This is a genomic window from Pseudomonas putida (genome assembly GCF_028682455.1).
Lineage (GTDB): Bacteria > Pseudomonadota > Gammaproteobacteria > Pseudomonadales > Pseudomonadaceae > Aquipseudomonas > Aquipseudomonas putida_AA.
Genome location: NZ_JANHLD010000001.1, coordinates 1,721,820 through 1,747,073 on the forward strand (window position 1 = coordinate 1,721,820; position 25,254 = coordinate 1,747,073).

Annotated in this window: 23 protein-coding genes; 15 read left to right on the top strand and 8 right to left on the bottom strand. The window is 61.5% G+C overall.

Annotated features, from left to right (window positions below; all coding sequences use genetic code 11):
• Positions 1-308: 308 nt before the first annotated feature.
• A complete protein-coding gene (locus NPS58_RS08380; RefSeq protein ID WP_274115008.1) occupies positions 309-2,483 on the top strand; it encodes a TonB-dependent siderophore receptor in 2,175 nt (724 codons plus the stop codon).
• A 2-nt stretch (positions 2,484-2,485) separates the two neighbouring features.
• On the opposite strand, the gene yaaA is transcribed toward NPS58_RS08380, so the two are convergent.
• Positions 2,486-3,265: a peroxide stress protein YaaA gene (gene yaaA / locus NPS58_RS08385; RefSeq protein WP_274115009.1), complete on the bottom strand. Its 780-nt coding sequence runs from the start codon at positions 3,263-3,265 to the stop codon at positions 2,486-2,488.
• A 132-nt stretch (positions 3,266-3,397) separates the two neighbouring features.
• Between yaaA and NPS58_RS08390 the strand changes: the two genes are divergently transcribed.
• From NPS58_RS08390 to NPS58_RS08415, 6 genes are all read left to right on the top strand, one after another.
• A complete protein-coding gene (locus NPS58_RS08390) occupies positions 3,398-4,528 on the top strand; it encodes a polysaccharide deacetylase family protein (protein ID WP_274115010.1) in 1,131 nt (376 codons plus the stop codon).
• Between the two features lie 339 nt (positions 4,529-4,867).
• Positions 4,868-6,262 carry a PhoH family protein gene (locus tag NPS58_RS08395; RefSeq protein ID WP_274115011.1) on the top strand — a complete coding sequence of 465 codons (1,395 nt, stop codon included), beginning with the start codon at positions 4,868-4,870 and terminating at the stop codon, positions 6,260-6,262.
• A gap of 97 nt (positions 6,263-6,359) precedes the next feature.
• The gene (gene moaC / locus NPS58_RS08400; protein WP_274115012.1) at positions 6,360-6,836 is read left to right on the top strand and encodes a cyclic pyranopterin monophosphate synthase MoaC; all 477 of its coding nucleotides are present in this window, start codon (positions 6,360-6,362) and stop codon (positions 6,834-6,836) included.
• Positions 6,833-7,078 carry a molybdopterin converting factor subunit 1 gene (moaD, locus tag NPS58_RS08405; protein ID WP_274115013.1) on the top strand — a complete coding sequence of 82 codons (246 nt, stop codon included), beginning with the start codon at positions 6,833-6,835 and terminating at the stop codon, positions 7,076-7,078. The genes moaC and moaD overlap by 4 nt, the downstream gene beginning before the upstream one ends.
• Position 7,079: 1 nt before the next feature.
• A complete protein-coding gene (gene moaE, locus NPS58_RS08410; RefSeq protein WP_274115014.1) occupies positions 7,080-7,526 on the top strand; it encodes a molybdopterin synthase catalytic subunit MoaE in 447 nt (148 codons plus the stop codon).
• A gap of 197 nt (positions 7,527-7,723) precedes the next feature.
• Entirely contained in the window at positions 7,724-8,500 is a 777-nt protein-coding gene (locus tag NPS58_RS08415) for an ABC transporter substrate-binding protein (RefSeq protein WP_274115015.1), read from the top strand.
• 26 nt (positions 8,501-8,526) lie between these two features.
• Here the strand turns inward: NPS58_RS08415 and NPS58_RS08420 are convergent, their stop codons facing one another.
• The 5 genes from NPS58_RS08420 to NPS58_RS08440 all read right to left on the bottom strand — a co-directional run bounded on the left by NPS58_RS08420 (position 8,527) and on the right by NPS58_RS08440 (position 13,655).
• A complete protein-coding gene (locus NPS58_RS08420) occupies positions 8,527-9,153 on the bottom strand; it encodes a helix-turn-helix transcriptional regulator (RefSeq protein WP_274115016.1) in 627 nt (208 codons plus the stop codon).
• A 74-nt stretch (positions 9,154-9,227) separates the two neighbouring features.
• Positions 9,228-10,358: an NAD(P)/FAD-dependent oxidoreductase gene (locus NPS58_RS08425; RefSeq protein WP_274115017.1), complete on the bottom strand. Its 1,131-nt coding sequence runs from the start codon at positions 10,356-10,358 to the stop codon at positions 9,228-9,230.
• 10 nt (positions 10,359-10,368) lie between these two features.
• Positions 10,369-11,319 (bottom strand): ornithine cyclodeaminase family protein, encoded by a 951-nt coding sequence (locus NPS58_RS08430; protein ID WP_274115018.1) that lies wholly within the window; start codon positions 11,317-11,319, stop codon positions 10,369-10,371.
• A gap of 150 nt (positions 11,320-11,469) precedes the next feature.
• Entirely contained in the window at positions 11,470-12,897 is a 1,428-nt protein-coding gene (gene rhlB, locus NPS58_RS08435; protein WP_274115019.1) for an ATP-dependent RNA helicase RhlB, read from the bottom strand.
• 101 nt (positions 12,898-12,998) lie between these two features.
• Positions 12,999-13,655: an alpha/beta hydrolase gene (locus NPS58_RS08440; protein WP_274115020.1), complete on the bottom strand. Its 657-nt coding sequence runs from the start codon at positions 13,653-13,655 to the stop codon at positions 12,999-13,001.
• A 335-nt stretch (positions 13,656-13,990) separates the two neighbouring features.
• On the opposite strand from NPS58_RS08440, the gene NPS58_RS08445 reads away from it, so the two are divergent.
• The 4 genes from NPS58_RS08445 to NPS58_RS08460 all read left to right on the top strand — a co-directional run bounded on the left by NPS58_RS08445 (position 13,991) and on the right by NPS58_RS08460 (position 18,151).
• Positions 13,991-15,019 (top strand): amino acid ABC transporter substrate-binding protein, encoded by a 1,029-nt coding sequence (locus tag NPS58_RS08445; protein ID WP_274115021.1) that lies wholly within the window; start codon positions 13,991-13,993, stop codon positions 15,017-15,019.
• Between the two features lie 70 nt (positions 15,020-15,089).
• A complete protein-coding gene (locus tag NPS58_RS08450; RefSeq protein ID WP_274115022.1) occupies positions 15,090-16,268 on the top strand; it encodes an amino acid ABC transporter permease in 1,179 nt (392 codons plus the stop codon).
• 10 nt (positions 16,269-16,278) lie between these two features.
• Complete coding sequence (locus NPS58_RS08455) at positions 16,279-17,376, top strand: amino acid ABC transporter permease (RefSeq protein ID WP_274115023.1); 1,098 nt, start codon at positions 16,279-16,281, stop codon at positions 17,374-17,376.
• 10 nt (positions 17,377-17,386) lie between these two features.
• Entirely contained in the window at positions 17,387-18,151 is a 765-nt protein-coding gene (locus tag NPS58_RS08460; protein ID WP_038607148.1) for an amino acid ABC transporter ATP-binding protein, read from the top strand.
• Between the two features lie 100 nt (positions 18,152-18,251).
• Here the strand turns inward: NPS58_RS08460 and algW are convergent, their stop codons facing one another.
• Positions 18,252-19,409 carry a Do family serine endopeptidase AlgW gene (gene algW / locus NPS58_RS08465; protein ID WP_274115024.1) on the bottom strand — a complete coding sequence of 386 codons (1,158 nt, stop codon included), beginning with the start codon at positions 19,407-19,409 and terminating at the stop codon, positions 18,252-18,254.
• Between the two features lie 237 nt (positions 19,410-19,646).
• On the opposite strand from algW, the gene NPS58_RS08470 reads away from it, so the two are divergent.
• The 3 genes from NPS58_RS08470 to cysN all read left to right on the top strand — a co-directional run bounded on the left by NPS58_RS08470 (position 19,647) and on the right by cysN (position 23,375).
• On the top strand, positions 19,647-20,405 hold the full coding sequence (locus tag NPS58_RS08470) for a Nif3-like dinuclear metal center hexameric protein (protein ID WP_274115025.1): 759 nt from the start codon (positions 19,647-19,649) through the stop codon (positions 20,403-20,405).
• A gap of 136 nt (positions 20,406-20,541) precedes the next feature.
• Complete coding sequence (cysD, locus tag NPS58_RS08475) at positions 20,542-21,459, top strand: sulfate adenylyltransferase subunit CysD (protein WP_274115026.1); 918 nt, start codon at positions 20,542-20,544, stop codon at positions 21,457-21,459.
• Positions 21,460-21,473: 14 nt separating this feature from the next.
• Positions 21,474-23,375 carry a sulfate adenylyltransferase subunit CysN gene (gene cysN / locus NPS58_RS08480; protein WP_274115027.1) on the top strand — a complete coding sequence of 634 codons (1,902 nt, stop codon included), beginning with the start codon at positions 21,474-21,476 and terminating at the stop codon, positions 23,373-23,375.
• A gap of 72 nt (positions 23,376-23,447) precedes the next feature.
• Here the strand turns inward: cysN and NPS58_RS08485 are convergent, their stop codons facing one another.
• Entirely contained in the window at positions 23,448-23,927 is a 480-nt protein-coding gene (locus tag NPS58_RS08485) for an Lrp/AsnC family transcriptional regulator (protein ID WP_274115028.1), read from the bottom strand.
• 127 nt (positions 23,928-24,054) lie between these two features.
• Here NPS58_RS08485 and NPS58_RS08490 point away from each other — a divergent pair, with 127 nt between their 5' ends.
• Entirely contained in the window at positions 24,055-25,251 is a 1,197-nt protein-coding gene (locus tag NPS58_RS08490) for a methionine gamma-lyase (protein WP_274115029.1), read from the top strand.
• Positions 25,252-25,254 lie beyond the last annotated feature (3 nt).

Consider the following 25,254-nt stretch of genomic DNA (forward strand, 5'->3'; position numbering starts at 1 on the left):
CGTCCTGTGCTGAGTCTTGTCTGCTCGTGGCCGGTGCGCGGCCACGGGTGTGTTAAGAAGGTTAATCCTGCTGCGCCTCTCGTTTCCCTCCGGTATCGTTCGCAAAAAGCAATTGGTTTCGTTTGCGATTGACTGTCATTTAGGTGGCGTCCATCACCCCTGTCCAGCCCTCATCCCTCGCCAATCGTCAGGCATCTGCCATGACGCGGGGGTGGCTGCTCGCAAGAAGGTGGCTTGAGCCACTCGTCGCGAGGCAGACGAACCACGTGTTTTCTGCGTCCACTGCAATTCCAACTGAAGGGTGTGTCATGAGCGGTTTTAAAGGTGTGGGGAGCCCGCGACGGGTTCGGGGATGGCTGGTGCTGGGGATGTTGGCGCCGTTTTCGTTATCGGCACTGGCTGAAACAGTGGCGACCCAGGCTGCTGAGCAAAGCTCGGTCGAGTTGCCGACATTGACCATCGAAGGCAACCGCCTGTACGACATGTTGCCTTCGGAAGACACCGGGGGCTACAGCGTCGAGGCTGCCACCGTGGGCACCAAGACCCCGGCGCCGCTAAAGGAGATCCCGCAATCGATCACCGTGTACACCCAGGACTACGTCAAAGACCGCCAGTTCGTGCACCTGGATGACCTGGCCAAATACACCGCTGGCCTGCGTACCCTGACCAACGACAGCGGTCGTTCGTCGATCTATGCCCGAGGCTACGAGTACAGCGAGTTCAACATCGACGGCCTGCCGGCACCGATGGCCAGCATCTTCGGCACCGTACCTTCGCTGGCTGCCTTCGATCGTGTCGAGATCATGCGTGGCCCGGCCGGCTTGTTCAGTAGCACCAGCGAATTGGGCGGTATCGTCAACATGGTGCGCAAGCGCCCGACGGCTCAATTCCAGGGCCACGTCGAAGCCGGCTATGGCACTTGGGACACCAACCACGAAGAAATCGACCTGGCCGGGCCGCTGGATGAGGCTGGCCGGGTGCGCGGGCGTTTCGTCACTTCGCGTGACGACACCAAGGGTGAAGTCGACTACAACGCCAATACCAGTAACACCTATTACGGCGCTCTGGATATCGACCTGGACGACGCTACTCTGTTGTCGTTCGGCCTGATCCACGAAGTAAAGGACATCACCCCGCACAACGGCTACCCGGCATCGCTTTCCGGTGAGGTCCCCGACTTCAGCCATTCCAGGTTCCTTGGCGCCGACTGGAACTACTTCGACGGCAAGACCACCGACCTGGTTGCCGAGTTGACGCACCGCTTCGATAACGGTGGCTATGGCCGTGTGGCAGCCCGTGGCTCGCACCGCGACACCGAATACCTGTATGCCTTCACCGCGACCAATGCCGTCAACGGTGCCAACTCCGAGCGCGCCAGCGCCCGGGACTTCACCCAGGATACCTACTCGCTTGACGCCAGTTACAGCCAGCCGTTCGAAGCCTTGGGCCAGGTCAGCGAGTTCGTGGTGGGTACCGACTACAAGAACTACGACACCGAGTACCTCAACGGCACTACCAACCTGGGGCCCATCAACGTCAACACCTACTCGCCGAAGCAGTTCGCCAAGCCGTCGCCGAACTACAGCACCGAGACCGGCATGCAAGAGGAAGAATACGGCCTGTACTCCAAGGTCACCTTCCGTCCGGTCGAACGCCTGGCGCTGATCGCCGGTGGCCGCTTCAGCTGGTATCGCGGTGATTTCTACACCACGACCCTGAGCACAGGAGCGACCAACAACGACGACAAGCGTGTGGATGGCCGCTTTACGCCCTACGGTGGCCTGGTCTACGACCTGACCGAGAACCATGCGCTATACGCCAGCTACTCGCAGGTTTATAAGCCGCAGTCGGACGTCGACAGCAGTGGCCGCGTGCTCAAACCGCGTGAAGGCGATCAGTATGAGTTCGGCCTCAAGAGCAGTTACCTGGGAGGCGACCTCAACACGCGCTTTTCGGTATTCCGCCTGACCGACAAGAACCGCGCCTCCACCGAGTTCGATGTCGACGGCGTGGACACCGGCTTCTCCGTCGCCTCTGGCAAGACGCGAGTCAAGGGCGCCGAAGTGGAAGTCAGCGGCAAGCTGACGCAAAACTGGGAGTTGCTGGCGGGCTACACCTGGATGGAAACCGAAACCCTGGACGGTGATGACGAAACCAACTTCTTCGTCATGCCGCGCAACCAGGCCTCGCTCTGGAGCAAGTACACCCTCAGTCAAGGCCCGTTGTCGGGGCTGGCCATCGGTGGGGGCGTCTCGGCGATGAGCCACTTCTATTCCGAGAACGGCGGCGTGCGCATCGATGCGCCGGGCTACGCCACCGTGGATGCGATGTTGTCGTACCCGGTCACCTCGAAGCTGACGGCGACCCTCAACGTCAACAACCTGTTCGACCGGGATTACCTGTCGCGGGTAGGCTCGATCTCGACGTTCAACTTCTATGGGCCTTCGCGCAGCATGATGGTTGGCGCGCGGTACGACTTCTAGCCTTACGCGTCCGGATGATCGCGCAGGAACACCAGGTTGTCCGGCTTCGATTGTTCGGCGCTGTAATAGTAGCCCTGTACGTCGAACTGCTTGAGCTGCTCGGGATCGTCGATGCGTTCCTGGATCACGAAGCGGCTCATCATGCCTCGGGCCTTTTTGGCGTAGAAGCTGATGATCTTGTATTGCCCATTCTTGAAGTCGCGGAACTCGGTGTTGATGATCCGCGCCTTGAGGGCATTGCGCTTGACCGCGCTGAAGTACTCGTTGCTGGCCAGGTTAAGCAGCAGGTCGTCGCCCTGGTCGGCAAGGGCCTGGTTCAACCACTCACTGATGCGTGTGCCCCAGAAGGCATACAAGTCCTTGCCACGGGCGTTGGCAAGCTTGGTGCCCATTTCAAGGCGGTAGGGTTGCATCAGGTCCAGCGGGCGCAGCAGGCCATAGAGACCCGAGAGCATGCGCAGGTGGTCCTGGGCGTAGCTGAAGTCGTCTTCGCTCAGGCTCTGGGCGTCGAGCCCGGTGTACACATCGCCCTTGAACGCCAACAGCGCCTGCTTGGCGTTGTCCGGGGTAAAGGCCGGGGTCCAGCTGCCGAAGCGGGCGGCGTTGAGGCCGGCGAGCTTGTCGGAGAGGTGCATCAGCTCGCTGATCTGCGCTGGCGACAGCTCGCGCAACTGCACGATCAGCTCCTGGGAATCGTCCAGGTACTGTGGCTGGGTGTAGCGCTGGGTCACCGGCGGGGTGTCGTAGTCGAGGGTCTTGGCGGGGGATATCACCGTCAGCATCGGTCGGGCTCCTTGAATCGTCGGCCGATTCTACGGGGCGGGGGCCCTGATCTCCAGCTATGACGTCAATAGCCACAGACCATCCCGACGCTTGACGCTATAGTGCGCGGCGAGCAAACCGGAGACCTGATCGTGCGCATTGCCCTGCTGTTACTGACCGGACTGTTGAGTGTCGGCGCCCAGGCTGCACCGTTGCCGCTGGCAACGCTGGACCGTAGCCACTGGCCGGAGCAACTCGACAGCCCGACGCTGTTCGATGTCGCCTCGCGGGCCGAGATTCTCGCGTTTGCCCAGGCCCTGCAGGCCAGCGAAGCGCTGGATGAGCCCGCCCTGGCCGCGCGCCTGGGCCTCAAGCAGATCAACCTGGCGTCGATCGCGCAGGTGCGCCAGCGCTTGTGGCAGCAGTTGTGGCGCAACTATGACCGGGCCCAGCAGAGCTGCGAGCAGGATGCTTCGTTCTGCTATGCGATCGACGGCGTGGCCGAGCTGCGCCGGCAAGCGGCGACGTTCGAAGTGGCCAGTGACTCGTTCTATGCCGGCTGGGCTGCGCCCAGTCGTGAGTTTCACCAGCGCTACCTCAATGAACTGCTGCGCAAGGCTGCGCTGTTTGCGCAGACGGCCAGCGAAGTCGAGCGCTTTTCCGACCTTGAGCGCAACGGCGACGAGCTCAATGACCGGCTGTTCATGTTGACCTTCGATGCCGGCCCCGGCCCACTCGACGGCAGCACCGATGCCCTGACGGACTACCTGCGCCGGCAGAAGCTGGGCGCCACCTTCTTTGTGCTTGGCAACAGCTTGCAGACCCGCCGCGACAAGACGTCCCTCGCGGACCTGCGTGCGCTCTACCAGGGTCAATGCGTGGGCATCCAGGGCTGGCAGTACCGCTCCCACGGCCAGTGGCAAGACTGGCAAGACTCGGTGGTGCGCAGCCAGGCGCGGGTCCAGGCGGACCTGCCCGATCAGTACGTGCCACTGTTCAGGCCGCCCTATGGCCAGCGTCGCGCCGACAGCCAGGGTTTTTTCCAGGGGCAGGGGTTACAGGTGGTGCTGTGGAACATCGATGCCCAGGACCGGGGCGCGCTCAGTGCCGAGCAGTCGGCGCAGCGGGTGCTGACCTTGATGCTGCTGTGGCGCCACGGGGTGATTCAGTTCCATGATGCCCGTCCCCAGGCGCAGGAGGCTGTGGCCTGGCTGCTCAAGCAGACGGCGCAGAGTGGGATCGGCTGGGAAGATTGTCGGCATTTTGCCGGGAAAAGCGGATAACAGGCGGGAAGTGCAAAGGCCGGCAATGAAATGCCACATGCATTTCACTGGGCTGGATTTATGACTGTAGCGGTGCTTTGACCGTGCGCCAAGGGCTAAGTGTCATCACGAAAAATAAACTTCAAAAATACGTAAAAATGCTTTTTACGGTCATGGGTTTTGCGGTATCAAGGAGTCAGACCGCCGAACCCTGCATCACAGGTGGCGTCATTGGGCACCAGTAGTGTGAGGGCAGCTTCCCCGCCGTAACGACGCGGCAGTGGGAGGTAACGGCGGCCACTTCACGGCGCAGCACCGCATGGGTATTGCGTCGTCTGGCCCCCACAAAGGTGACCGAGTATGGATGATCAAGGACGCACCACTTCCTCCAACCAGCCAATCCTTTATGTGCTCGATACCAATGTACTGATCCACGATCCGAATGCGTTGCTCAATTTCGAGGAGCACCACGTCGCCATACCGATGACGGTGCTGGAGGAGCTCGACAAACTCAAGACCGGTAAACACACCATCGCCGCCGAATGTCGCCAGGCCATCCGCCTGATCGACCAGACGCTGGGCGATGCCTCGCCTGCCGATGTCGAGCAGGGTGTGCCGATCCAGCGTGGCAAGAGTGGGCCCAAGGGCTTCCTGTCGATTCTGATGAGCCCGCGCAACGAGCCCAACCGCCTGCTGCCGGAAAACCTCAACGACAACATCATCATCAACCAGTTGCTGGAGCTGCGCAGTCGACGCAAGGACCGTGACGTGGTGCTGGTGACCAAAGACATCAACATGCGCCTCAAGGCCCGCGCCTGCGGGATCGCGGCCGAGGACTACAGTACCGACCAACTGGTTGACGACGTTTCGCTGCTGTCCAAGGGATATCACAGCGTGACCGGCTCGTTCTGGGACCGGGTCAGCAAGGTCGAGACCCGCCAGGACCGTGGCCGTACCTGGCATCGGGTGCAGATGATCGACAACCTGCCAGCTGTGCACATCAACGAGTTCATCATTGACGAGCAGGGTTTCGTAGGCTGGATCAAGGGCATCAAGGATGGTGAGCTGATGCTGCTCGACCTGCACCAGGAGCCATTGCTGCACCAGGAAGCCTGGGGCCTGAAACCGCGGGATATCCACCAGAGCCTGGCGCTGTTCGCACTGCTCGATCCGGATATCCACCTGGTCAACCTGACCGGCGCCGCCGGTTCCGGCAAGACCATCCTGGCGTTGGCCGCGGCAATCGAGCAGACCATGGTCAGCAAGCGCTACCGGCGCATCATCGCCACCCGCAGCGTGCAGGGGCTGGACCAGGAAATCGGCTTTCTGCCAGGCACCGAGGCGGAAAAAATGGAGCCTTGGCTGGGGGCGATCACCGACAACCTCGAAGCACTGCACATGGATGACGAGAACACCCACGGCAGCGTCGACTACATTCTCGAGCGCGTACCGCTGCAGTTCAAATCGTTGAATTACATTCGCGGTCGCAGCTTCCAGCAGAGCCTGATCCTGATCGATGAGTGCCAGAACCTCACCCCGCACCAGATGAAAACCATCATCACCCGTGCTGGCGCCGGTTCCAAGGTGATCTGCCTGGGTAACCTGGCGCAGATCGACACTCCTTACCTGTCGGCCACAAGCTCCGGCCTGACCTACCTGACCGAGCGCTTCAAGGACTTCCCCAACGGCGTGCACATCACCCTGCAGGGTGTACCGCGCTCGATCCTGGCCGAATACGCCGAATCCCACCTGTAGCCTCCAGCCACCGGGCGGTCGTACCGCCCGGTGTTTTTTCGCTGCGAATACCTGACTCCTGGGTTTACACTCTTTGCTCCTGAACAGGAGGAAGGTTGTGCTGACTCATCTCGATTCCCAAGGTCGGGCCAATATGGTCGACGTCACCGAAAAAGCCGTCACTGCGCGCGAGGCCGTGGCCGAAGCGCGGGTACGCATGCTCCCGCAGACCCTGCAGATGATCGTCGAAGGCGAGCACCCCAAGGGGGATGTATTTGCCGTCGCGCGGATTGCCGGGATCCAGGCGGCGAAAAAGACCAGTGACCTGATCCCGCTGTGTCACCCGCTGATGCTTACCAGCGTGAAGGTCGAGCTCAGCGCCGAGGGCACCGACACCGTTCATATCGTGGCCCGCTGCAAGCTGGCCGGGCAGACCGGTGTGGAGATGGAAGCCCTGACCGCCGCCAGTGTCGCGGCGCTGACCATCTACGACATGTGCAAGGCCGTGGATCGCGGCATGATCATCGACGGCGTGCGCGTGCTGGAAAAACTGGGCGGCAAGAGCGGTCACTACCAGGCGGACGACGTGCAATGAACATCAACGTGGTGTATTTCGCGCGCTTTCGTGAAGCGCTGGGGCGTGACGGTGAAGCCTTGCAGGGCCAGTTCAAGACCCTGGACGACGTGCGCCAGGCATTGCTGGCCAAGGGCGACTCGCATGCTTTTCTGGCCGAGCAGAACCTGATGTGTGCCCGCAACCAGGACTTGTGCAAACTGGACGAGCCACTGCAAGACGGCGATGAAGTGGCGTTCTTCCCGCCTGTGACCGGGGGTTGAGATGAGCGTACGGGTTCAGTTGGCACCGTTCGATCCAGGTGTTGAAGTCAATGCCATGCACGCGGCCAATGTCGGTGTCGGTGCGGTGGCAAGCTTCGTGGGTTATGTGCGCGACTTCAACGATGGCCTGGAGGTGGCCGGCATGTTCCTGGAGCATTATCCGGGGATGACCGAGAGGGCGCTGGGCAAGATCGTTGTCGAGGCCGAGCAGCGCTGGCCGCTGCTCAAGGTCGAGGTGCTGCACCGCATCGGCGCGCTGGAGCCGGGCGAGCCGATAGTTTTTGTCGGGGTCGCCAGCGCCCACCGCCAGGCGGCATTCGACGCCTGCAACTTCATCATGGACTATCTCAAGACCCGGGCGCCGTTCTGGAAGAAAGAGCAGACCAGCGAAGGCGAACGTTGGGTGGATGGCAAGCAGAGTGATGAGGACGCTGCGCGGCGGTGGTGATCACTATCGCGGGGCAGGCCCACTCCCACCGAGCTGGATGCGGGACAGTTGCTCCCGCCTGGCCCCGCGATGCTTGAGTTTTAATACAGAAAAGTCCAGTATGGAATTATAAGTACAAAATAATTCCAGGCAGTGCCTTGCCTGTCCCTTTCCTCTGTCTTGCAACACACCTCCAATAACGAGCGAGAGAGACCTTCATGAACAAACTCACCCTGATCAGTGGTCTGGCCTTGAGCCTGTTGGCCAGCAGCACTCTGTTCGCCGCCGAGAAAACCCTGCGCATTGGCATCGAAGCCGCCTACCCGCCGTTCGCGTCGAAGAACGACAAGGGTGAAATCATCGGCTTCGACTACGACATCGGCAATGCCTTGTGCGCGCAGATGCAGGTCAAGTGTGTGTGGAACGAGGTCGAGTTCGACGGTCTGATTCCATCGCTCAAAGTGAAGAAGATCGATGCGGCCCTGTCGTCGATGACCATTACCGACGAGCGCAAGAAGTCGGTGGATTTCACCCACAAGTATTACTTCACTTCCTCGCGCCTGGTCATGAAGAAGGGCGCGGTGGTCGATGACCAGTATGCAAGCCTCAAGGGCAAGACCGTGGGCGTGCAGCGCGCCACAACCACGGATCGCTATGCCACGGAAGTGCTCGAGCCCAAGGGCATCACCATCAAGCGCTACAGCAATAACGAAGAAATCTACATGGACCTGGCGTCCGGGCGCGTGGATGCCATTTTCGCCGACACCATTCCGCTGGACGACTTCCTGTCGATGCCGCGTGGTGCCGACTACGCCTTTACCGGCCCGGAACTCAAGGATCCGAAGTATGTTGGCGAGGGGGCCGGGATTGCCGTGCGCAAGGGCAATAGCGAACTGGTCGGCCAACTCAACAAGGCCATCGACGATATTCGCGCCAACGGCGAATACCAGAAGATCCAGGCCAAGTACTTCAAGACCGATATCTACGGCGATTGATCGCCCGCCTCAAGGCCTGGAGTCATTCAGGCCTTGAGTTCCTTCAGGTGCTTGTACACCGTCGCGCGTCCCATCCCCAGCACATTTGCCACGTAGTTGGCCGCACTCTTGCCCTTGAATGCGCCCTCGGCGTGCAGGGCCAGTACCAGCTCGCGCTTGTGGTCGCGGGTCAGCAGGTTCAGGCTCAGTTGGCGCTGGCGCAACCAGCTGTTGAGAAAGGTATTGATGCGCTCCTGCCAGTCGTCGCGAAACAGCGCATCAGGCTGCGGGATCAACCGGCTGGGCGAGAGGAACAGGTCCAGCGCTGCCTTGGCGGTTTCGAACAGGGTGATGTTCAGGTTGATGCACAGCACTGCCAGCGGTTTGCCGTGGCTGTCGCGCAGTACCGTACTCAGGGAGCGGATTTTCTGGCCGTCCCAGTTGAGCTTCTCGTAGGGGCCGATGTTGGTTTCATCGGTGCCGGCCTCGAACATGTCCTCAAGCGCCGCATCGTCACCGACTTCACGCTTGGACAGGTTGTTGGCGATGTAGTCGATCTTCTGGCTGCGCAGGTCGTGCAGCACCACCTCGGCGTGGGGGAAGAACAGGGTGGCGATGGCATCGGCGATGGCCCGGTAGTTGTCCAGGACAGGGTCGGGGCGAGGTGTCGACATTCAGGCGGGCTCCAGGCGGTGTCAGCGCCCTGGTGACCAGGGCGCTGGGAGTGTGCCGCAATCGCGGCGGCGCGTCACCCTTGCAGGCGGCGTGGCGACAGCATCTCGGCGTTCAGGCCAAAGCCCTGCAGGTGATCGTCCAGTGCCTGGCCGCGTACCAGGGCGGCACTGGCCTGGCCCATGGCCGGTGAGGTCTGGATACCATAGCCCCCTTGCGCCGCAACCCAGAACAGGCCGGGCACCTGCGGGTCGAAACCGGCAACCAGGTCACCGTCGGCAACGAAGCTGCGCAACCCCGCCCAGGTACGGGTTGGCCGGCGGATGGTCAGGGTGGTGGCTTCTTCGATCTGGTAGATACCCATGGCGATGTCCAGCTCTTCGGCTTGCACATCATGGGGCTCTACCGGGTCGGCGTTGGCCGGGGAGCCGAGCAGCATGCCGGCGTCGGGCTTCATGTAGAACGACTCGTCGAGACTCACCAGCATGGGCCAGGCATGGCTGTCGATGCTTTCGGGCCCGGCAAAGATGAAGGCTGCACGGCGCTTTGGCTGCAAGCCCAGGGGCTGGGCACCTGCCAGTACGCCGATCTGGTCGGCCCAGGCGCCGGCGGCGTTGATCAGCACTGGTGCGCTGAAGGCGCCGCGGTTGGTCTGCACCTGCCACAGGCCATTGGCATCACGGCTCAGTTGCTGTACTTCGCAGTTGCTGTGCACTTCGCCGTGCTGGCGGCGGATGCCGCGCAGGTAGCCCTGGTGCAGGGCGTCGGTGTCGATATCGCTGGCGCTCGGATCAAACAGGGCACCGTGGACTTTTTCGCGGCGCAGCACGGGCAGCAATGCGCAGGCCTGGTCGGCATCCAGCAGCTCGACTTCCGGTACGCAAGCCTTGGCGCTCTGGTACTGGCGCTGCAGCTCTTCGGGATCGCCGGTGAGGTCGACGGTCATTTCCCCGCGCGGGGTCAGCAGTGGATGCTCGGCAAAGCCCGCTGGCGGGTGGTCGAAGAACGCCCGGCTCGCGAGGGTCAGGGCACGCACCTGGGGTGTGCCGTAGGCCGCGGTATAGAGCGCCGCTGAACGCCCGGTGGAGTGGTAGCCGGGCAGCGACTCACGCTCGAGCAGCAGCACGCGGCCATGGGCCGCCAGCCAGTAACCGGTGGATGCGCCGGCAATGCCTGCGCCGATGATGATGTAGTCAGCCTGTTGCATGAATCTCTCCTCAGCGGCCGTGGTGCAGCTGGTACAGCGCATTGGCCAGGGCGATGTCTTCAAGACCCAGGCCGATGGAGCGGAAGAACGCGTGGCGCTGGTAGGTCGGGCGCAGGGCTTGCTCGCTGAGCAACTGGGCCAGGTCGCCGACAATCGTCTCCGGCTGCCAGCCGTGCTGCTCGGCGGCGATGCACATTTCGCCGGCACTGCCCGGGGTGGTTACCCGGTAGTCGCAGTACACGTCCATTTCACCCAGGCAGGCAGGCGGTACTTCGTGGGCGCGCACGGCATTGGTGCTGATCGAGGTGATCAGCGCAGGCTTGCTCAAGGTACGTGGGTCGATCACCGGCGAGGCCGATGAGGTGCAGAGCAGAATCACGTCGGCATCCGCCTGGGCCTGCTCGAGGCTGTCGCACAGTTGCAGGCGCGGGTCGAGGTCCATCAGGGCCTGGCGTTGCTCGGCGCTTTGCTGGTGCAGGCTGGGAGAGAACAGGCGGATGTCCTGCCACTCGCGCAGGTCGCGAACATACTGCAAATGCGCGCGGGCGATCGGGCCGCTGCCGATCAGGGTGAGGCGGCGGGCATCGGCTGCCGCCAGGGCGTCGACTGCCACGGCAGTGGTGGCCGCGGTGCGCGCCGTGGTCAGTTCGCCGGCATCGCACAGCAACAATGGCTGGCCATTGTCCATGGACATCAGCAAGGTCCAGGCGGTGACCAAGGCGCCTTGCTCGCGGACGATATAGGGCGAGGTCTTGACCCCATACACCCGCTCGTTGGCAAGCACGCCACCGTAGTTGATGAAGTCGCCCTTGCCGCCGGGGAATTCCACCAGTTGCTGGGGCGGTTGCACCGCTTGCCCGGCCGCGAGGTCACGGAACAGATTGCGCAGTATCTGCGGTACATCCACTTGAGTGAGCAGTTGACGAGCGTGCTGTTTGTCGATGACGAGAGGCGCAGACATACGAAAGCTCCAAATAAACTATTTTGTCTATTATGGACTTTTTGTTTATTTGGGCAATATCGTTGGTCTGAAAATGCAAAGGCATCGCGGGGCAAGCCCGCTCCTACAGGATTTTGTAGGAGCGGCTTGCCCCGCGATGCCTTTCAACAATCAGTGATGCTTGCGCGGTACCGGCTTGAGCAGCTCGGTCGGCGGCATCTCGCAGCTGATCTTGCGGCCCAGCAGCGTCTCGATGGCGGGCAACTGATAGGAGTCGTCTTCACCGGCGAAGCTGATCGACACACCGCTGGTACCGGCACGACCGGTACGGCCGATACGGTGCACGTAGTCGTCCGGGTCTTCCGGCAGGGTGAAGTTGATGACATGGCTGATGCCGTCGATATGAATACCGCGACCGGCCACATCGGTGGCCACCAGCACGGTGATGCGCCCTTCGCGGAAGCTCTCGAGAGTCTTGATGCGCTTGTGCTGTGGCACATCGCCGGACAACTGGGCCGCATTGACGCCGTCGCGAACCAGGCGTTCTTCGATACGCCGCACTTCGTCCTTGCGGTTGGCGAAGACCATCACCCGTTCCCACTTGTTCTCGGTCACCAGGTTGTACAACAACTTGTACTTGTCGCTGCCGGCCACGGCATACACATGCTGCTCGACGGTCTCGCTGGCGACGTTTTCCGGCTCGATCTCGACGATGGCAGGGTCGGTGGTCCACTGCTTGGCCAGGTTCATCACGTCTTCGGTGAAGGTGGCGGAGAACAGCAGGGTCTGGCGTTCGCTCTTGGGTGGGGTCTGGCGGATGATCTGCCGGACCTGGGGGATGAAGCCCATGTCGAGCATACGGTCGGCCTCGTCCAGCACCAGCACCTCGACCATGTCCAGGTGCGCTTCGCCGCGCTGGTTGAAGTCCAGCAAGCGACCCGGCGTGGCGACCAGGATGTCGCAGTGACGGGCTTCGAGGGCCTTGAGCTGCTTGTCGAAGTCCATGCCACCGACAAAGGTCATCACGTTCAGGCCGGTGTACTTGGTCAGCGCAGCCGCGTCCTTGGCGATCTGGACCACCAGTTCGCGGGTCGGGGCGATGATCAGTGCGCGTGGCTCGCCCATGTAGCGCTCTTTTGGCGGCGGGGTTTGCTGCAGCTGGGTGATGATCGAGATCAGGAAGGCCGCCGTCTTGCCGGTGCCGGTCTGGGCACGGCCAATGGCATCCTTGCCCCGCAGTGTATAACCCAGCACTTGCGCCTGGATGGGCGTGCAGTACGGGAAACCGAGGTCATGGATGGCGTGCATCAGTTCGGGAGAGAGCTTGAAATCGTGGAAGCGGGTCTTGCCTTCCTGCGGCTCGACCACGAAGTCTTCCAGCTTCCAGGTGGAGGCGGCAGGCTTTGGCTTGCGCTCGCGGCGCGGTTTTGGCTCGGCCGGTTTCTCGGCGCGTGCCGGTGTTGCAGCCTCGGCGTCGAGCGGAGCAGCCGGGGCAGGGGACTGGGGTATTGCCGGGGGCTGCTTCACGGGGGCAGCGGTTTCGGTGGCGAGTTGCTCAACCTCGCTCTTTCCGAACATCTTCTTGAGTGCTTTGAGCACGGTCATCTCATCAATTGGTTAAGGAATGTACGCCGGCCAGTGTAATGCAAGAATCGGGCGCGGCGTAGTGGATTGCACTGCAACTACAGCCAAGGCTGCTTTTAGCGCAGGCGTTCGGCCAGCCAGACTGCGATATCGCGAATCTCCTCCTGCAGCACTTCATGCTCCATCGGGTACTCGGCCCATTTGGCGCTGACGCCCCAGTGCTTGAGGTGCTCATAGGCGGTACGGCCCATTGCAGGCAGCACCACTGGGTCGTGCACACCATGCAGGCACAGGGCCGGGGTGCGCTGCTGGCAGGCGCTCAACTCACGCTCCTGGGTGAAAGTCGGCGCATAGGTCGACAAGGCCAGTACGCCGCCCAGGGCTTCTTGCCACTTTATATAAGCAGTGTGCAGAACCACCGCGCCACCCTGGGAGAAGCCGGCAAGGACGATGCGGGCCAGGTCGATGCCTTTTGCCTGCTCGGCCTTGATCAGGGCAATGACCTGGTCGGCCGAGGCTTCCAGTTGATCCTGGTCGATGGCGCGCGCCGGGGTCATGGCCTTGATGTCATACCAGCTGGGCATCTCGTAGCCGCCATTGACGGTCACGGGCCGGGTGGGGGCCTGGGGCATGACGAAGCGGGTGCTGAGCAGTACGTCCTGCAAGGCTTCGGCAACCGGCAGGAAGTCGTAACGATCGGCCCCCAGGCCGTGCAACCAGATCACACAGGCGTCTGCGGATTTTTGGGGTTCGAGAATCAGCGGGTTGGTCATGACTGCTCCGAAAGTGTGCGCGCGCTCTTGTTTGCGTGCATGAAATGAAGGCGCGTCGAGTGAATCCGGAAAAAACCTGTCGCAACGCTGCAAGTTTTCCTATTGACGTTAACTGAAACGCTTTAGCCGTTCAGTGTGGTACGCGCTTTGCTATGAAACTCTGGATGCGAGGTTACACGTTTTGGACGGTAACACCCGTCAGCGGTCCCCAAGGCTGTCACAGAACAGCGCATTGCGCCAATTGACCCAAAAACAAGCCAACACGGGTCGGATGCGCCTCATAAGGGTGCGGTGCAATCCCGGCTCAACACAACAAGAGCAATTTGGAGGTTTTGATGAAGATGTTGAAATCCACACTGGCAGTGGTTACCGCTGCTACCGCATTGGGTATCAGCGGTCTTGCACAGGCAGGTGCAACCCTGGATGCAGTACAGAAGAAGGGGTTCGTTCAATGTGGCGTCAGTGACGGCTTGCCGGGTTTCTCGGTCCCGGATGCCAAGGGCACTATCGTCGGAATCGACGCGGACGTCTGCCGGGCAGTGGCTGCGGCGGTCTTCGGCGATGCGACGAAGGTCAAGTTCAGCCAGCTCAACGCCAAGGAGCGTTTCACTGCGCTGCAGTCCGGCGAGGTCGATGTGCTGTCGCGTAACACTACCTGGACCAGCTCCCGTGACGCTGGCATGGGCCTGGTGTTCGCCGGTGTTACCTATTACGACGGCATCGGTTTCCTGGTGAACAAAAAACTGGGGGTCTCCAGTGCCAAGGAGCTGGACGGTGCAACCATCTGCATCCAGGCCGGTACTACCACCGAACTGAACGTCTCCGACTACTTCCGCGCCAATGGCCTGAAGTACACCCCGATCACCTTCGACACCTCCGACGAAAGCGCCAAGTCGCTGGAGTCCGGCCGTTGCGACGTACTGACCTCCGACAAGTCGCAGCTCTATGCACAGCGCTCCAAGCTGGCCGCCCCGGCCGATTACGTGGTGCTGCCGGAGACCATTTCCAAGGAACCGCTGGGCCCGGTGGTGCGCAAGGGTGATGAGGAGTGGTTCAGCATCGTCAAATGGACCCTGTTCGCCATGCTCAATGCCGAAGAAATGGGCGTCACTTCCAAGAACGTCGAGGCCGAGGCCAAGTCCACCAAGAACCCGGACGTCGCACGCATGCTCGGCGCCGACGGCGAATACGGCAAGGACCTGAAGCTGCCGAAGGACTGGGTCGTGCAGATCGTCAAGCAGGTCGGCAACTACGGTGAAGTCTTCGAGAAGAACCTGGGCAAGGAAACCCCGCTGCAGATCGACCGCGGCCTGAACGCCCTGTGGAACAACGGCGGCATCCAGTACGCGCCACCGGTGCGCTGATGCTGCACCCTGCGGCGGCAAATGGGCCGCCGCAGGTTGTTGTTCATCTCCCTTTTCTCCGGGGCATTACATGCAAAATCAAATCGGCGCACCCAGGGGGCTATCCCTGAGCGATCCACGTGTGCGTGCGTGGCTGTTCCAGATACTCACCATCGTCTTCGTGGTCGGCATTGGCTGGTATCTGTTCCATAACACCCAGACCAACCTGCAACACCGGGGCATCACCTCGGGCTTCGACTTTCTCGAGCGCAGCGCCGGCTTCGGCATCGCGCAAAACCTGATCCCCTACACCGAGCAGGACAGCTATGCCCGGGTATTCGTCATCGGTTTGCTCAACACGCTGCTGGTGACCTTTGTCGGCATCATCCTGGCGACCCTGCTGGGGTTCATCATCGGTGTGGCCCGGTTGTCACCGAACTGGATGATCAACAAGCTGGCCACGGTGTATGTCGAGACTTTCCGTAACATCCCGCCGCTGCTGCAGATCCTGTTCTGGTACTTCGCGGTGTTCCTGACCCTGCCGGGACCGCGGGGCAGTATCAATATCAACGACGCCTTCTTTATCAGCAACCGGGGCCTGAACATGCCCGGTGCTTCCATGGCCGAGGGATTCTGGCCATTCGTCGTCAGCCTGGTGCTGGCCGTGCTTGCCATCGTGGTGATGGTGCGCCTGGCCAACCGGCGCTTCGAGGCCACCGGCGAGCCGTTCCACAAGTTCTGGGTCGGGTTGTTCCTGTTCCTGGGCATTCCGGCGCTCTGTGTCCTGCTGTTCGGCAGCCCGCTGCACTGGGAAATGCCCCAGCTCAAGGGTTTCAACTTCGTTGGCGGCTGGGTGCTGATCCCGGAACTGCTGGCCCTGACCCTGGCCCTGACCATCTACACCGCCGCGTTCATCGCCGAGATCGTGCGCTCGGGCATTCGCTCGGTCAGCTATGGCCAGACGGAGGCAGCCCGCTCGCTCGGGCTGCGCGAGGGGCCGACGCTGCGCAAGGTGATCATTCCCCAGGCGCTGCGGGTGATCATTCCTCCGCTGACCAGCCAATACCTGAACCTGGCGAAGAACTCTTCGCTGGCAGCCGGCATCGGTTATCCGGAAATGGTGTCGTTGTTCGCCGGGACCGTGCTCAACCAGACCGGCCAGGCCATCGAGGTGATCGCCATCACCATGAGCGTGTACCTGGCCATCAGTATCAGCATCTCCCTGCTGATGAACTGGTACAACAAGCGCATTGCGCTGATCGAGCGGTGAGGACACGCGCATGAGTACCCACGTTTTCAAACCTGATATGCCGCCACCGGTGAAGACCGTCGGCGTGCTGGCCTGGATGCGCGCCAACCTGTTCTCCAGCTGGCTCAATACCTTGCTTACGCTGTTTGCCCTGTACCTGGTCTGGCTGATAGTGCCACCGCTGCTGCAGTGGTCGATCTTCGATGCCAACTGGGTGGGCACCACCCGCGCCGACTGCACCAAGGAGGGCGCCTGCTGGGTGTTCATCCAGCAGCGTTTCGGCCAGTTCATGTATGGCTACTACCCCACCGAGCTGCGCTGGCGGGTCGACCTGACCGTGTGGCTGGCGGTGATCGGTGCAGCGCCGCTGTTCATCTCGCGCTTCCCGCGCAAGGCAGTCTATGGCCTGAGCTTCCTGGTGCTGTATCCGATCATTGCCTACACCTTGCTGCACGGTGGCTACCTGGGCCTTGAAACGGTACCGACCAGTCGCTGGGGCGGCCTGATGCTGACACTGGTGATTGCCACCGTGGGCATCGTCGGCGCCTTGCCGCTGGGCATCCTGCTGGCCTTGGGGCGGCGTTCGAACATGCCGGCAGTGAAGGTGGTGTGTGTGACCTTCATCGAGTTCTGGCGCGGCGTGCCGTTGATCACGGTGCTGTTCATGTCGTCGGTGATGTTGCCGCTGTTCCTGCCCGAAGGCATGAGCTTCGACAAGCTGCTGCGGGCCATGATCGGGGTGATCCTGTTCCAGTCGGCGTACATCGCCGAAGTCGTGCGCGGCGGCCTGCAGGCCATTCCCAAGGGGCAGTACGAAGCGGCTGCGGCCATGGGCCTGGGCTACTGGCGTTCGATGGGCCTGGTGATCCTGCCGCAAGCGCTGAAGCTGGTGATTCCCGGCATCGTCAATACCTTCATCGCCCTGTTCAAGGACACCAGCCTGGTGATCATCATCGGCCTGTTCGACCTGCTCAACAGCGTCAAGCAAGCCGCTGCCGACCCGACCTGGCTGGGCATGGCGACCGAGGGCTACGTGTTCGCCGCCCTGGTTTTCTGGATTTTCTGTTTCGGTATGTCCCGCTACTCCATGCATCTGGAGCGCAAGCTGGACACAGGCCACAAGCGTTAGGAGTGTTCCCATGAGTGAAGCGATCAAACAGCCTGTGAGCCCTGAAGGCATTATTCAGATGCAGGGCGTGAACAAGTGGTACGGCCAGTTCCACGTGCTCAAGGACATCAACCTCAATGTGCGCCAGGGCGAGCGTATCGTGCTGTGCGGGCCGTCGGGGTCGGGCAAGTCGACGACCATCCGTTGCCTCAACCGCCTTGAAGAGCACCAGCAAGGGCGCATCGTGGTCGATGGCGTGGAGCTGACCAACGACCTCAAGCAGATCGAGGCGATCCGCCGTGAAGTCGGCATGGTATTCCAGCATTTCAACCTGTTCCCGCACCTGACCATCCTGCAGAACTGCACCCTGGCGCCGATGTGGGTGCGCAAGCTGCCCAAGCGCAAGGCCGAGGAAATCGCCATGCACTATCTGGAGCGGGTGCGTATTCCAGAGCAGGCGAACAAGTATCCGGGGCAATTGTCGGGTGGTCAGCAGCAGCGTGTGGCGATTGCCCGGGCGCTGTGCATGAAGCCCAAGATCATGCTCTTCGACGAGCCGACTTCGGCGCTCGACCCGGAGATGGTCAAGGAAGTGCTCGACACCATGGTCAGCCTGGCCGAGGACGGCATGACCATGCTGTGCGTGACCCACGAAATGGGCTTTGCCCGGACCGTGGCGAACCGGGTGATCTTCATGGACAAAGGGGAGATTGTTGAGCAGGCGGCGCCGGATGATTTCTTCGACCGGCCGCAGAACGAGCGGACCAAGCTGTTCCTGAGCCAGATCCTGCACTGACAGTAGAAGCGGGCTTGCCCCGCGATGAGGCCGCTAGAGGCGATACATTCAAGTCGCCTCTAGCGGCCTCATCGCGGGACAAGCCCGCTCCTGCAAGTAATCAGTTTTCTTCTTTGGCGGCCGGTGCCGGTGGCGGACGCAAGCCGATTTCAGCCGTCAACTTGAGCTCCTTGCCATTGCGCATCACCTGGATCGCGACCTTGTCGTTGGGTTTGATCCGCGCTACCTGGTTCATCGAACGACGCCCATCTCCCGCCGGCTCGCCATTGATGCTGAGGATCACATCGCCCAGCTGCAGCCCGGCCTTCTGCGCCGGACCGTCGCGGAAAATACCCGCCACCACGATACCCGGACGCCCTTTCATGCCGAACGACTCGGCCAGTTCCTGGCTTAGCGGCTGTACTTCGATACCCAACCAGCCACGAATCACCTGGCCATGCTCGATGATCGACTTCATCACCTCCAGCGCCAGCTTGGTCGGGATGGCGAAGCCGATGCCCTGGGAACCGCCGGACTTGGAGAAGATCGCCGTGTTGATACCGGTCAGGTTGCCATTGGCATCGACCAGCGCACCACCGGAGTTGCCCGGGTTGATGGCCGCGTCGGTCTGGATGAAGTCTTCGTAGTTGTTCAGGCCCAGCTGGTTGCGGCCAGTGGCGCTGATAATGCCCATGGTCACGGTCTGGCCAACGCCGAACGGGTTGCCGATGGCCAGGGCAACGTCACCGATATGAATGCTGTCGGAACGGCCGATGGTGATCGATGGCAGGTTTTTCAAGTCGATCTTGAGTACTGCAAGGTCGGTTTCCGGATCGCTGCCGATTACCCGTGCCAGGGTTTCACGGCCGTCCTTGAGCGCTACCACGATCTGGTCGGCGCCAGAGGTCACGTGGTTGTTGGTCAGCAGGTAGCCTTCCGGGCTCATGATCACCGCCGAGCCCAGGCTCGACTCCCAGCGCCGCTGCTTGGGCAGGTTGTCGCCGAAGAAGCGGCGGAACTGCGGGTCTTCGAACAGCGGGTGGGCAGTCTTGTTCACGACTTTGGTGGTGTACAGGTTGGCCACCGCCGGTGCGGCAATGCTCACCGCGTCGGCGTACGACACCGGGCCCTGCATGATGCGCGTGGTCTGCGGTGCTTGTTGCAGGTTGACGTCCTGGCTGGGCAGGCCGACCCATTGCGGAAAGCGCTGGATGATCAGCAGGGCGATCAACACGCCGACCAGCAGCGGCCAGCCAAAGTAACGCAAAGCCTTGAACATTGAACGAATCCTGGGAGTGGGCAGAGGGCCGCTAAAACTGCGTGGGAGCGAGCGCGCGCGATCATACTTCGGCCGAAGCCTTGCAGGAACTGTTAAATCGCAACATGAGCCGTCGATACCGCGAGCAGGCCCCCAGGCAGCCGCCGTCGGTTTCCCCAAACCCGGCGACGGCCCATAATGGCGGTCATTATACGGGGCCTTGCGCCGCACTGAACTGCTGAATTGAGGAGTCTTTTCATGGCTGTTGCCCTGAGCACCCTGGTCGAGGAAGCCGAACGCTACCTTGGCAGCGCAAAAATCCAGGATTACTGCCCCAATGGCCTGCAGGTCGAAGGTCGGCCCCAGGTCACTCGCATCGTCAGCGGTGTTACCGCGAGCCAGGCGCTGCTGGATGCGGCGGTCGACGCCGATGCCGACCTGGTGCTGGTGCACCACGGCTACTTCTGGAAGGGCGAAAACCCCTGCATCACCGGCATGAAGCAGCGTCGGTTGAAAACCCTGCTCAAGAACGACCTGAGCCTGCTGGCCTATCACTTGCCGCTGGACCTGCACTCGGAGGTCGGTAACAACGTGCAGTTGGCCAGGCAGCTCGACATCACCGTCGAGGGCCCGCTGGACCCGGAAAACCCGCGGGTGGTCGGCCTGGTCGGCTCATTGGCCGAGCCGATGTCGGCCCGCGACTTTGCCCGCAAGGTGCAAGAGGTCATGGGCCGCGAGCCACTGGTGATCGAAGGTGAGCGGATCATTCGCCGGGTCGGCTGGTGCACTGGCGGTGGCCAGGGCTACATCGACCAGGCCGTAGCCGCCGGAGTCGACCTGTACCTCAGCGGTGAAGCATCGGAGCAGACTTTCCACAGCGCACGGGAAAACGGCATCAGCTTTATCGCCGCCGGCCACCATGCCACAGAGCGTTATGGTGTGCAGGCCCTGGGCGAATACCTGGCTCGTCGCTTTGCTTTGGAGCACCTGTTCATCGACTGTCCGAACCCGATCTGAAGCTAAAACGGCAGGGCATATTCTTATACTGTTTCGTTCTAGTTGGGCGCCTAAATAGAATCGAGTGCTGTGATAAAGTGGCCCGCTCGAACACGGCCCGCTGGCCGTCCATAAGATCGTATTTCCGTGAGTAGCCATGGTCGACAAACTGACGCATTTGAAACAGTTGGAGGCGGAGAGCATCCACATCATTCGTGAGGTGGCCGCCGAGTTCGATAACCCGGTGATGCTGTACTCGATCGGCAAGGATTCGGCCGTGATGCTGCATCTGGCACGCAAGGCCTTTTTCCCGGGCAAGTTGCCGTTTCCGGTGATGCACGTCGACACCCAGTGGAAGTTCCAGGAGATGTACAGCTTCCGCGACAAGATGGTCGAGGAAATGGGCCTGGAGCTGATCACTCACGTGAACCCGGACGGCATCGCCCAGGGCATCAACCCGTTCACTCACGGCAGCGCCAAGCACACCGACATCATGAAGACCGAGGGCCTGAAACAGGCGCTCGACAAGTACGGCTTCGATGCCGCCTTCGGTGGTGCCCGCCGCGACGAAGAAAAGTCCCGGGCCAAGGAGCGCGTCTATTCGTTCCGCGACAGCAAGCACCGCTGGGACCCGAAGAACCAGCGTCCGGAGCTGTGGAACGTCTACAACGGCAAGGTCAACAAGGGCGAATCGATTCGTGTCTTCCCCCTGTCGAACTGGACCGAACTGGATATCTGGCAGTACATCTACCTCGAAGGCATCCCGATCGTGCCGCTGTATTTCGCCGCCGAGCGCGAAGTGATCGAGAAGAATGGCACCCTGATCATGATCGACGACGAGCGCATCCTCGAGCACCTCTCGGAGGAAGAAAAAGCCCGCATCGTCAAAAAGAAAGTGCGCTTCCGTACCCTTGGCTGCTACCCATTGACGGGTGCGGTGGAGTCCGAGGCCGAAAGCCTCACCGACATCATCCAGGAAATGCTCCTGACCCGTACGTCCGAGCGTCAGGGCCGTGTCATCGACCACGATGGCGCAGGTTCGATGGAAGACAAAAAACGGCAAGGCTATTTCTAAGTTAGGGTCTCTTCATGTCGCACCAATCTGATCTGATCAGCGAGGACATCCTCGCTTACCTGGCCCAGCACGAACGCAAAGAACTGCTGCGCTTTTTGACCTGCGGTAACGTCGATGACGGCAAGAGCACCTTGATCGGGCGCCTGCTGCACGACTCGAAGATGATCTACGAAGACCATCTCGAAGCTATCACCCGCGACTCGAAGAAAGTCGGCACCACAGGCGACGATATCGACCTGGCGCTGCTGGTCGATGGCTTGCAGGCCGAGCGGGAGCAGGGCATCACCATCGACGTGGCCTATCGCTACTTCTCGACGGCCAAGCGCAAGTTCATCATCGCCGACACCCCGGGCCACGAGCAGTACACCCGCAACATGGCCACCGGTGCGTCCACCTGCGACCTGGCAATCATCCTGGTCGATGCCCGCTACGGCGTGCAGACCCAGACCCGCCGCCACAGCTACATTGCCTCGCTGCTGGGCATCAAGCACATCGTCGTTGCCGTGAACAAGATGGACCTCAAGGGCTTCGACGAGGGCGTGTTCGAGAGCATCAAGGCCGACTACCTGGCGTTTGCCGAAGCCATCAACATGGCGCCTAGCAGCCTGCACTTCGTGCCGATGTCGGCGCTCAAGGGCGACAACGTGGTCAACCGCAGCGAGCGTTCGCCGTGGTACACCGGCCCTGCGTTGATGGAAATCCTCGAAACCGTCGAAGTGGCAGCCGATCGCAACTTCACCGACCTGCGCTTCCCGGTGCAGTACGTCAACCGTCCGAACCTGAACTTCCGCGGCTTTGCCGGTACCCTGGCCAGTGGCGTGGTACACAAGGGCGACGAGATCGTCGTACTGCCGTCGGGCAAGAGCAGCCGGGTCAAGTCCATCGTCACCTTCGAAGGTGAGCTGGAGAACGCCGGCCCCGGCCAGGCCGTGACCCTGACCATGGAAGACGAGATCGACATCTCCCGTGGCGACCTGCTGGTGCATGCCGACAATGTCCCGCCGGTGACCGACCAGTTCGACGCCATGCTGGTATGGATGGCCGAAGAGCCGATGCTGCCGGGCAAGAAATACGACATCAAGCGCGCGACCAGCTACGTCCCGGGTTCGATTGCCAGCATCAGCCACAAGGTCGATGTGAACACCCTGGAGCAAGGTGCGGCCAGCGCCCTGCAACTGAACGAGATCGGCAAGGTCAAGGTCAGCCTGGATGCACCGATCGCTCTGGACGGTTACGACAGCAACCGCACCACCGGCGCCTTTATCGTCATCGACCGCCTGACCAACGGCACTGTCGGCGCCGGCATGATCATCGCGCCGCCGGTCGTGCCGCACGGCACCATCGGCCAGCATGGCAAGTTGGCTCACGTGGCCACCGAAGAACGAGCCCTGCGTTTTGGCCAGCAGCCAGCCACCGTGCTGTTCAGCGGCCTGTCGGGCGCGGGCAAGAGCACCCTGGCCTATGCCGTTGAGCGCAAGCTGTTCGACATGGGTCGGGCGGTCTATGTGCTCGATGGCCAGAACCTGCGTCACGACCTGAACAAGGGCCTGCCGCAGGACCGCGCCGGGCGTACTGAAAACTGGCGTCGTGCGGCTCACGTAGCGCGTCAGTTCAACGAAGCCGGCCTGCTGACCCTGGCCGCCTTCGTCGCCCCGGATGCCGAGGGCCGCGAACAGGCCAAGGCACTGATCGGCAAGGAGCGCTTGCTCACCGTTTACGTGCAGGCATCGCCGATGGCTTGCCGTGAGCGTGACCCACAGGGCCTGTATGCCGCTGGTGGCGACAACATTCCGGGTGAGAGCTTCCCGTACGACGTGCCGCTGGATGCGGATCTGGTGGTCGATACGCAGAATGTCGGCCTGGAAGAGGGCGTCAAGCAGGTACTGGAACTGCTGCGTAAGCGTGGCGCTATCTAAGCGTCTGGCGTGAACAACAAACCCCACCTCGGTGGGGTTTTTTATTGGCGATACAAAAGCATCGCGAAGCTACTAGATATGCTTCTCCGAGACCGGAATGACTCGCTTCTCCTTCACCGCCTTGAACGAGAAACTCGAATAGATTTCCTTCACCCCCGGCAAACGTTGCAACACCTCCCGGGCAAACTCGCCAAACGATTCCAGGTCCCGCGCCAATATCTCCAGCAGGAAGTCATAGCGCCCGGAGATGTTGTGGCAGGCCACGATCTCGGGGATTTCCATCAGCCGTTGCTCGAAGGCGCGGGCCATTTCCTTGGTGTGCGAGTCCATCATGATGCTGACAAATGCCGTGACGCCGAAGCCCAGGGCCTTGGGCGAAAGGATCGCCTGGTAGCCGGTGATGTAGCCGCCTTCTTCGAGCAACTTGACCCTTCGCCAACACGGCGAGGTGGTCAGGGCGACGCTGTCGGCCAGTTCGGAAACGGTCAGGCGGGCGTTGTCCTGCAGGGCGGCGAGCAGGGCACGGTCGGTACGGTCGATGGTGGCAGGCATAATTTGCCCTCGGTGGCCTGGATTCATTGTTTTTTTATCAACAACCCTGATCTTGGGTGGTCATATTTGGAAAAAAATCAGCACCTCAGTGGCATAAGCTTATAACAAACCACAAGAGGCTGTTGTCATGAGCGGCTCCACCAAGGATTCAGGTTTCGCTACCCGTGCCATTCACCACGGCTACGACCCGCTGGCCAACCAGGGGGCGCTGGTGCCTCCGGTGTACCAGACGGCCACTTTCGCCTTTCCTTCCGTTGAATACGGCGCCGCCTGCTTCGCTGGCGAAGAGGGCGGGCATTTCTACAGTCGTATTTCCAATCCCACCCTGGCCCTGCTCGAAACACGGATGGCTTCGCTGGAAGGTGGCGAGGCCGGGTTGGCACTGGCTTCCGGCATGGGCGCGATCACCGCGACCTTGTGGACCCTGCTGCGACCCGGTGACGAGGTATTGGTGGGGCGAACCCTGTACGGCTGCACCTTCGCCTTCCTGCACCATGGTATCGGCGAGTTCGGGGTCAAGGTCCGGCATGTGGACATGGCCGACCTGGCCGCCGTGGCGGCGGCAATCAGCCCTAGAACCAAAGTGATCTACTTCGAGACCCCAGCCAATCCGAACATGCAGATGGCCGACATCGCTGCCGTGGCCAGGCTTGCGCACCAGCACGACATCAAGGTGGTGGTCGACAACACGTACTGCACGCCATACCTGCAGCGTCCGCTGGAGTTGGGCGCTGACCTTGTGGTGCATTCGGCCACCAAGTACCTGAGTGGCCATGGCGACATTACCGCCGGCCTGGTGGTGGGGCGCAAAGCGCTGGTCGATCGGATTCGTCTCGAAGGCCTGAAAGACATGACCGGTGCGGTGATGTCGCCCCATGATGCAGCCTTGCTGATGCGCGGCATGAAGACCCTCACCTTGCGCATGGAGCGTCATTGCAGCAATGCCCAGGTCATCGCTGAGTTCCTCCAGCAACACCCGGCAGTGGAAATGATCAACTATCCCGGTTTGCCGAGTTTCGCCCAGTACCAACTGGCCCGCGAGCAGATGCGCCTGCCCGGCGGCATGATCGCGTTCGAACTCAAGGGTGGGATCGCAGCTGGGCGGCGATTCATGAACGCCCTGCAGCTGTTCAGCCGGGCAGTCAGCCTCGGGGATGCCGAGTCCCTCGCCCAGCACCCGGCGAGCATGACCCATTCCAGCTATACCCCAGAGGAGCGTGCCCAGTACGGTATCTCCGAGGGGCTGGTGCGGTTGTCGGTCGGTCTCGAGGATATCGATGATCTGCTGGCAGATATCGAGCAGGCGCTGAAGGCCTGTGTCTGAACC

Bases quoted from the DNA above. Each gene is read 5' to 3' on its own strand.
- cysN (WP_274115027.1), top strand. From the start codon at position 21,474: ATGTCGCACCAATCTGATCTGATCAGCGAGGACATCCTCGCTTACCTG.
- moaD (WP_274115013.1), top strand. From the start codon at position 6,833: ATGAACATCAACGTGGTGTATTTCGCGCGCTTTCGTGAAGCGCTGGGG.
- NPS58_RS08485 (WP_274115028.1), bottom strand. From the start codon at position 23,927: ATGCCTGCCACCATCGACCGTACCGACCGTGCCCTGCTCGCCGCCCTG.
- NPS58_RS08460 (WP_038607148.1), top strand. From the start codon at position 17,387: ATGAGTGAAGCGATCAAACAGCCTGTGAGCCCTGAAGGCATTATTCAG.
- NPS58_RS08450 (WP_274115022.1), top strand. From the start codon at position 15,090: ATGCAAAATCAAATCGGCGCACCCAGGGGGCTATCCCTGAGCGATCCA.
- algW (WP_274115024.1), bottom strand. From the start codon at position 19,409: ATGTTCAAGGCTTTGCGTTACTTTGGCTGGCCGCTGCTGGTCGGCGTG.
- NPS58_RS08415 (WP_274115015.1), top strand. From the start codon at position 7,724: ATGAACAAACTCACCCTGATCAGTGGTCTGGCCTTGAGCCTGTTGGCC.
- moaE (WP_274115014.1), top strand. From the start codon at position 7,080: ATGAGCGTACGGGTTCAGTTGGCACCGTTCGATCCAGGTGTTGAAGTC.
- NPS58_RS08430 (WP_274115018.1), bottom strand. From the start codon at position 11,319: ATGTCTGCGCCTCTCGTCATCGACAAACAGCACGCTCGTCAACTGCTC.
- NPS58_RS08380 (WP_274115008.1), top strand. From the start codon at position 309: ATGAGCGGTTTTAAAGGTGTGGGGAGCCCGCGACGGGTTCGGGGATGG.
- NPS58_RS08455 (WP_274115023.1), top strand. From the start codon at position 16,279: ATGAGTACCCACGTTTTCAAACCTGATATGCCGCCACCGGTGAAGACC.
- yaaA (WP_274115009.1), bottom strand. From the start codon at position 3,265: ATGCTGACGGTGATATCCCCCGCCAAGACCCTCGACTACGACACCCCG.
- NPS58_RS08490 (WP_274115029.1), top strand. From the start codon at position 24,055: ATGAGCGGCTCCACCAAGGATTCAGGTTTCGCTACCCGTGCCATTCAC.
- NPS58_RS08420 (WP_274115016.1), bottom strand. From the start codon at position 9,153: ATGTCGACACCTCGCCCCGACCCTGTCCTGGACAACTACCGGGCCATC.
- NPS58_RS08440 (WP_274115020.1), bottom strand. From the start codon at position 13,655: ATGACCAACCCGCTGATTCTCGAACCCCAAAAATCCGCAGACGCCTGT.
- cysD (WP_274115026.1), top strand. From the start codon at position 20,542: ATGGTCGACAAACTGACGCATTTGAAACAGTTGGAGGCGGAGAGCATC.
- NPS58_RS08470 (WP_274115025.1), top strand. From the start codon at position 19,647: ATGGCTGTTGCCCTGAGCACCCTGGTCGAGGAAGCCGAACGCTACCTT.
- NPS58_RS08395 (WP_274115011.1), top strand. From the start codon at position 4,868: ATGGATGATCAAGGACGCACCACTTCCTCCAACCAGCCAATCCTTTAT.
- NPS58_RS08425 (WP_274115017.1), bottom strand. From the start codon at position 10,358: ATGCAACAGGCTGACTACATCATCATCGGCGCAGGCATTGCCGGCGCA.
- NPS58_RS08445 (WP_274115021.1), top strand. From the start codon at position 13,991: ATGAAGATGTTGAAATCCACACTGGCAGTGGTTACCGCTGCTACCGCA.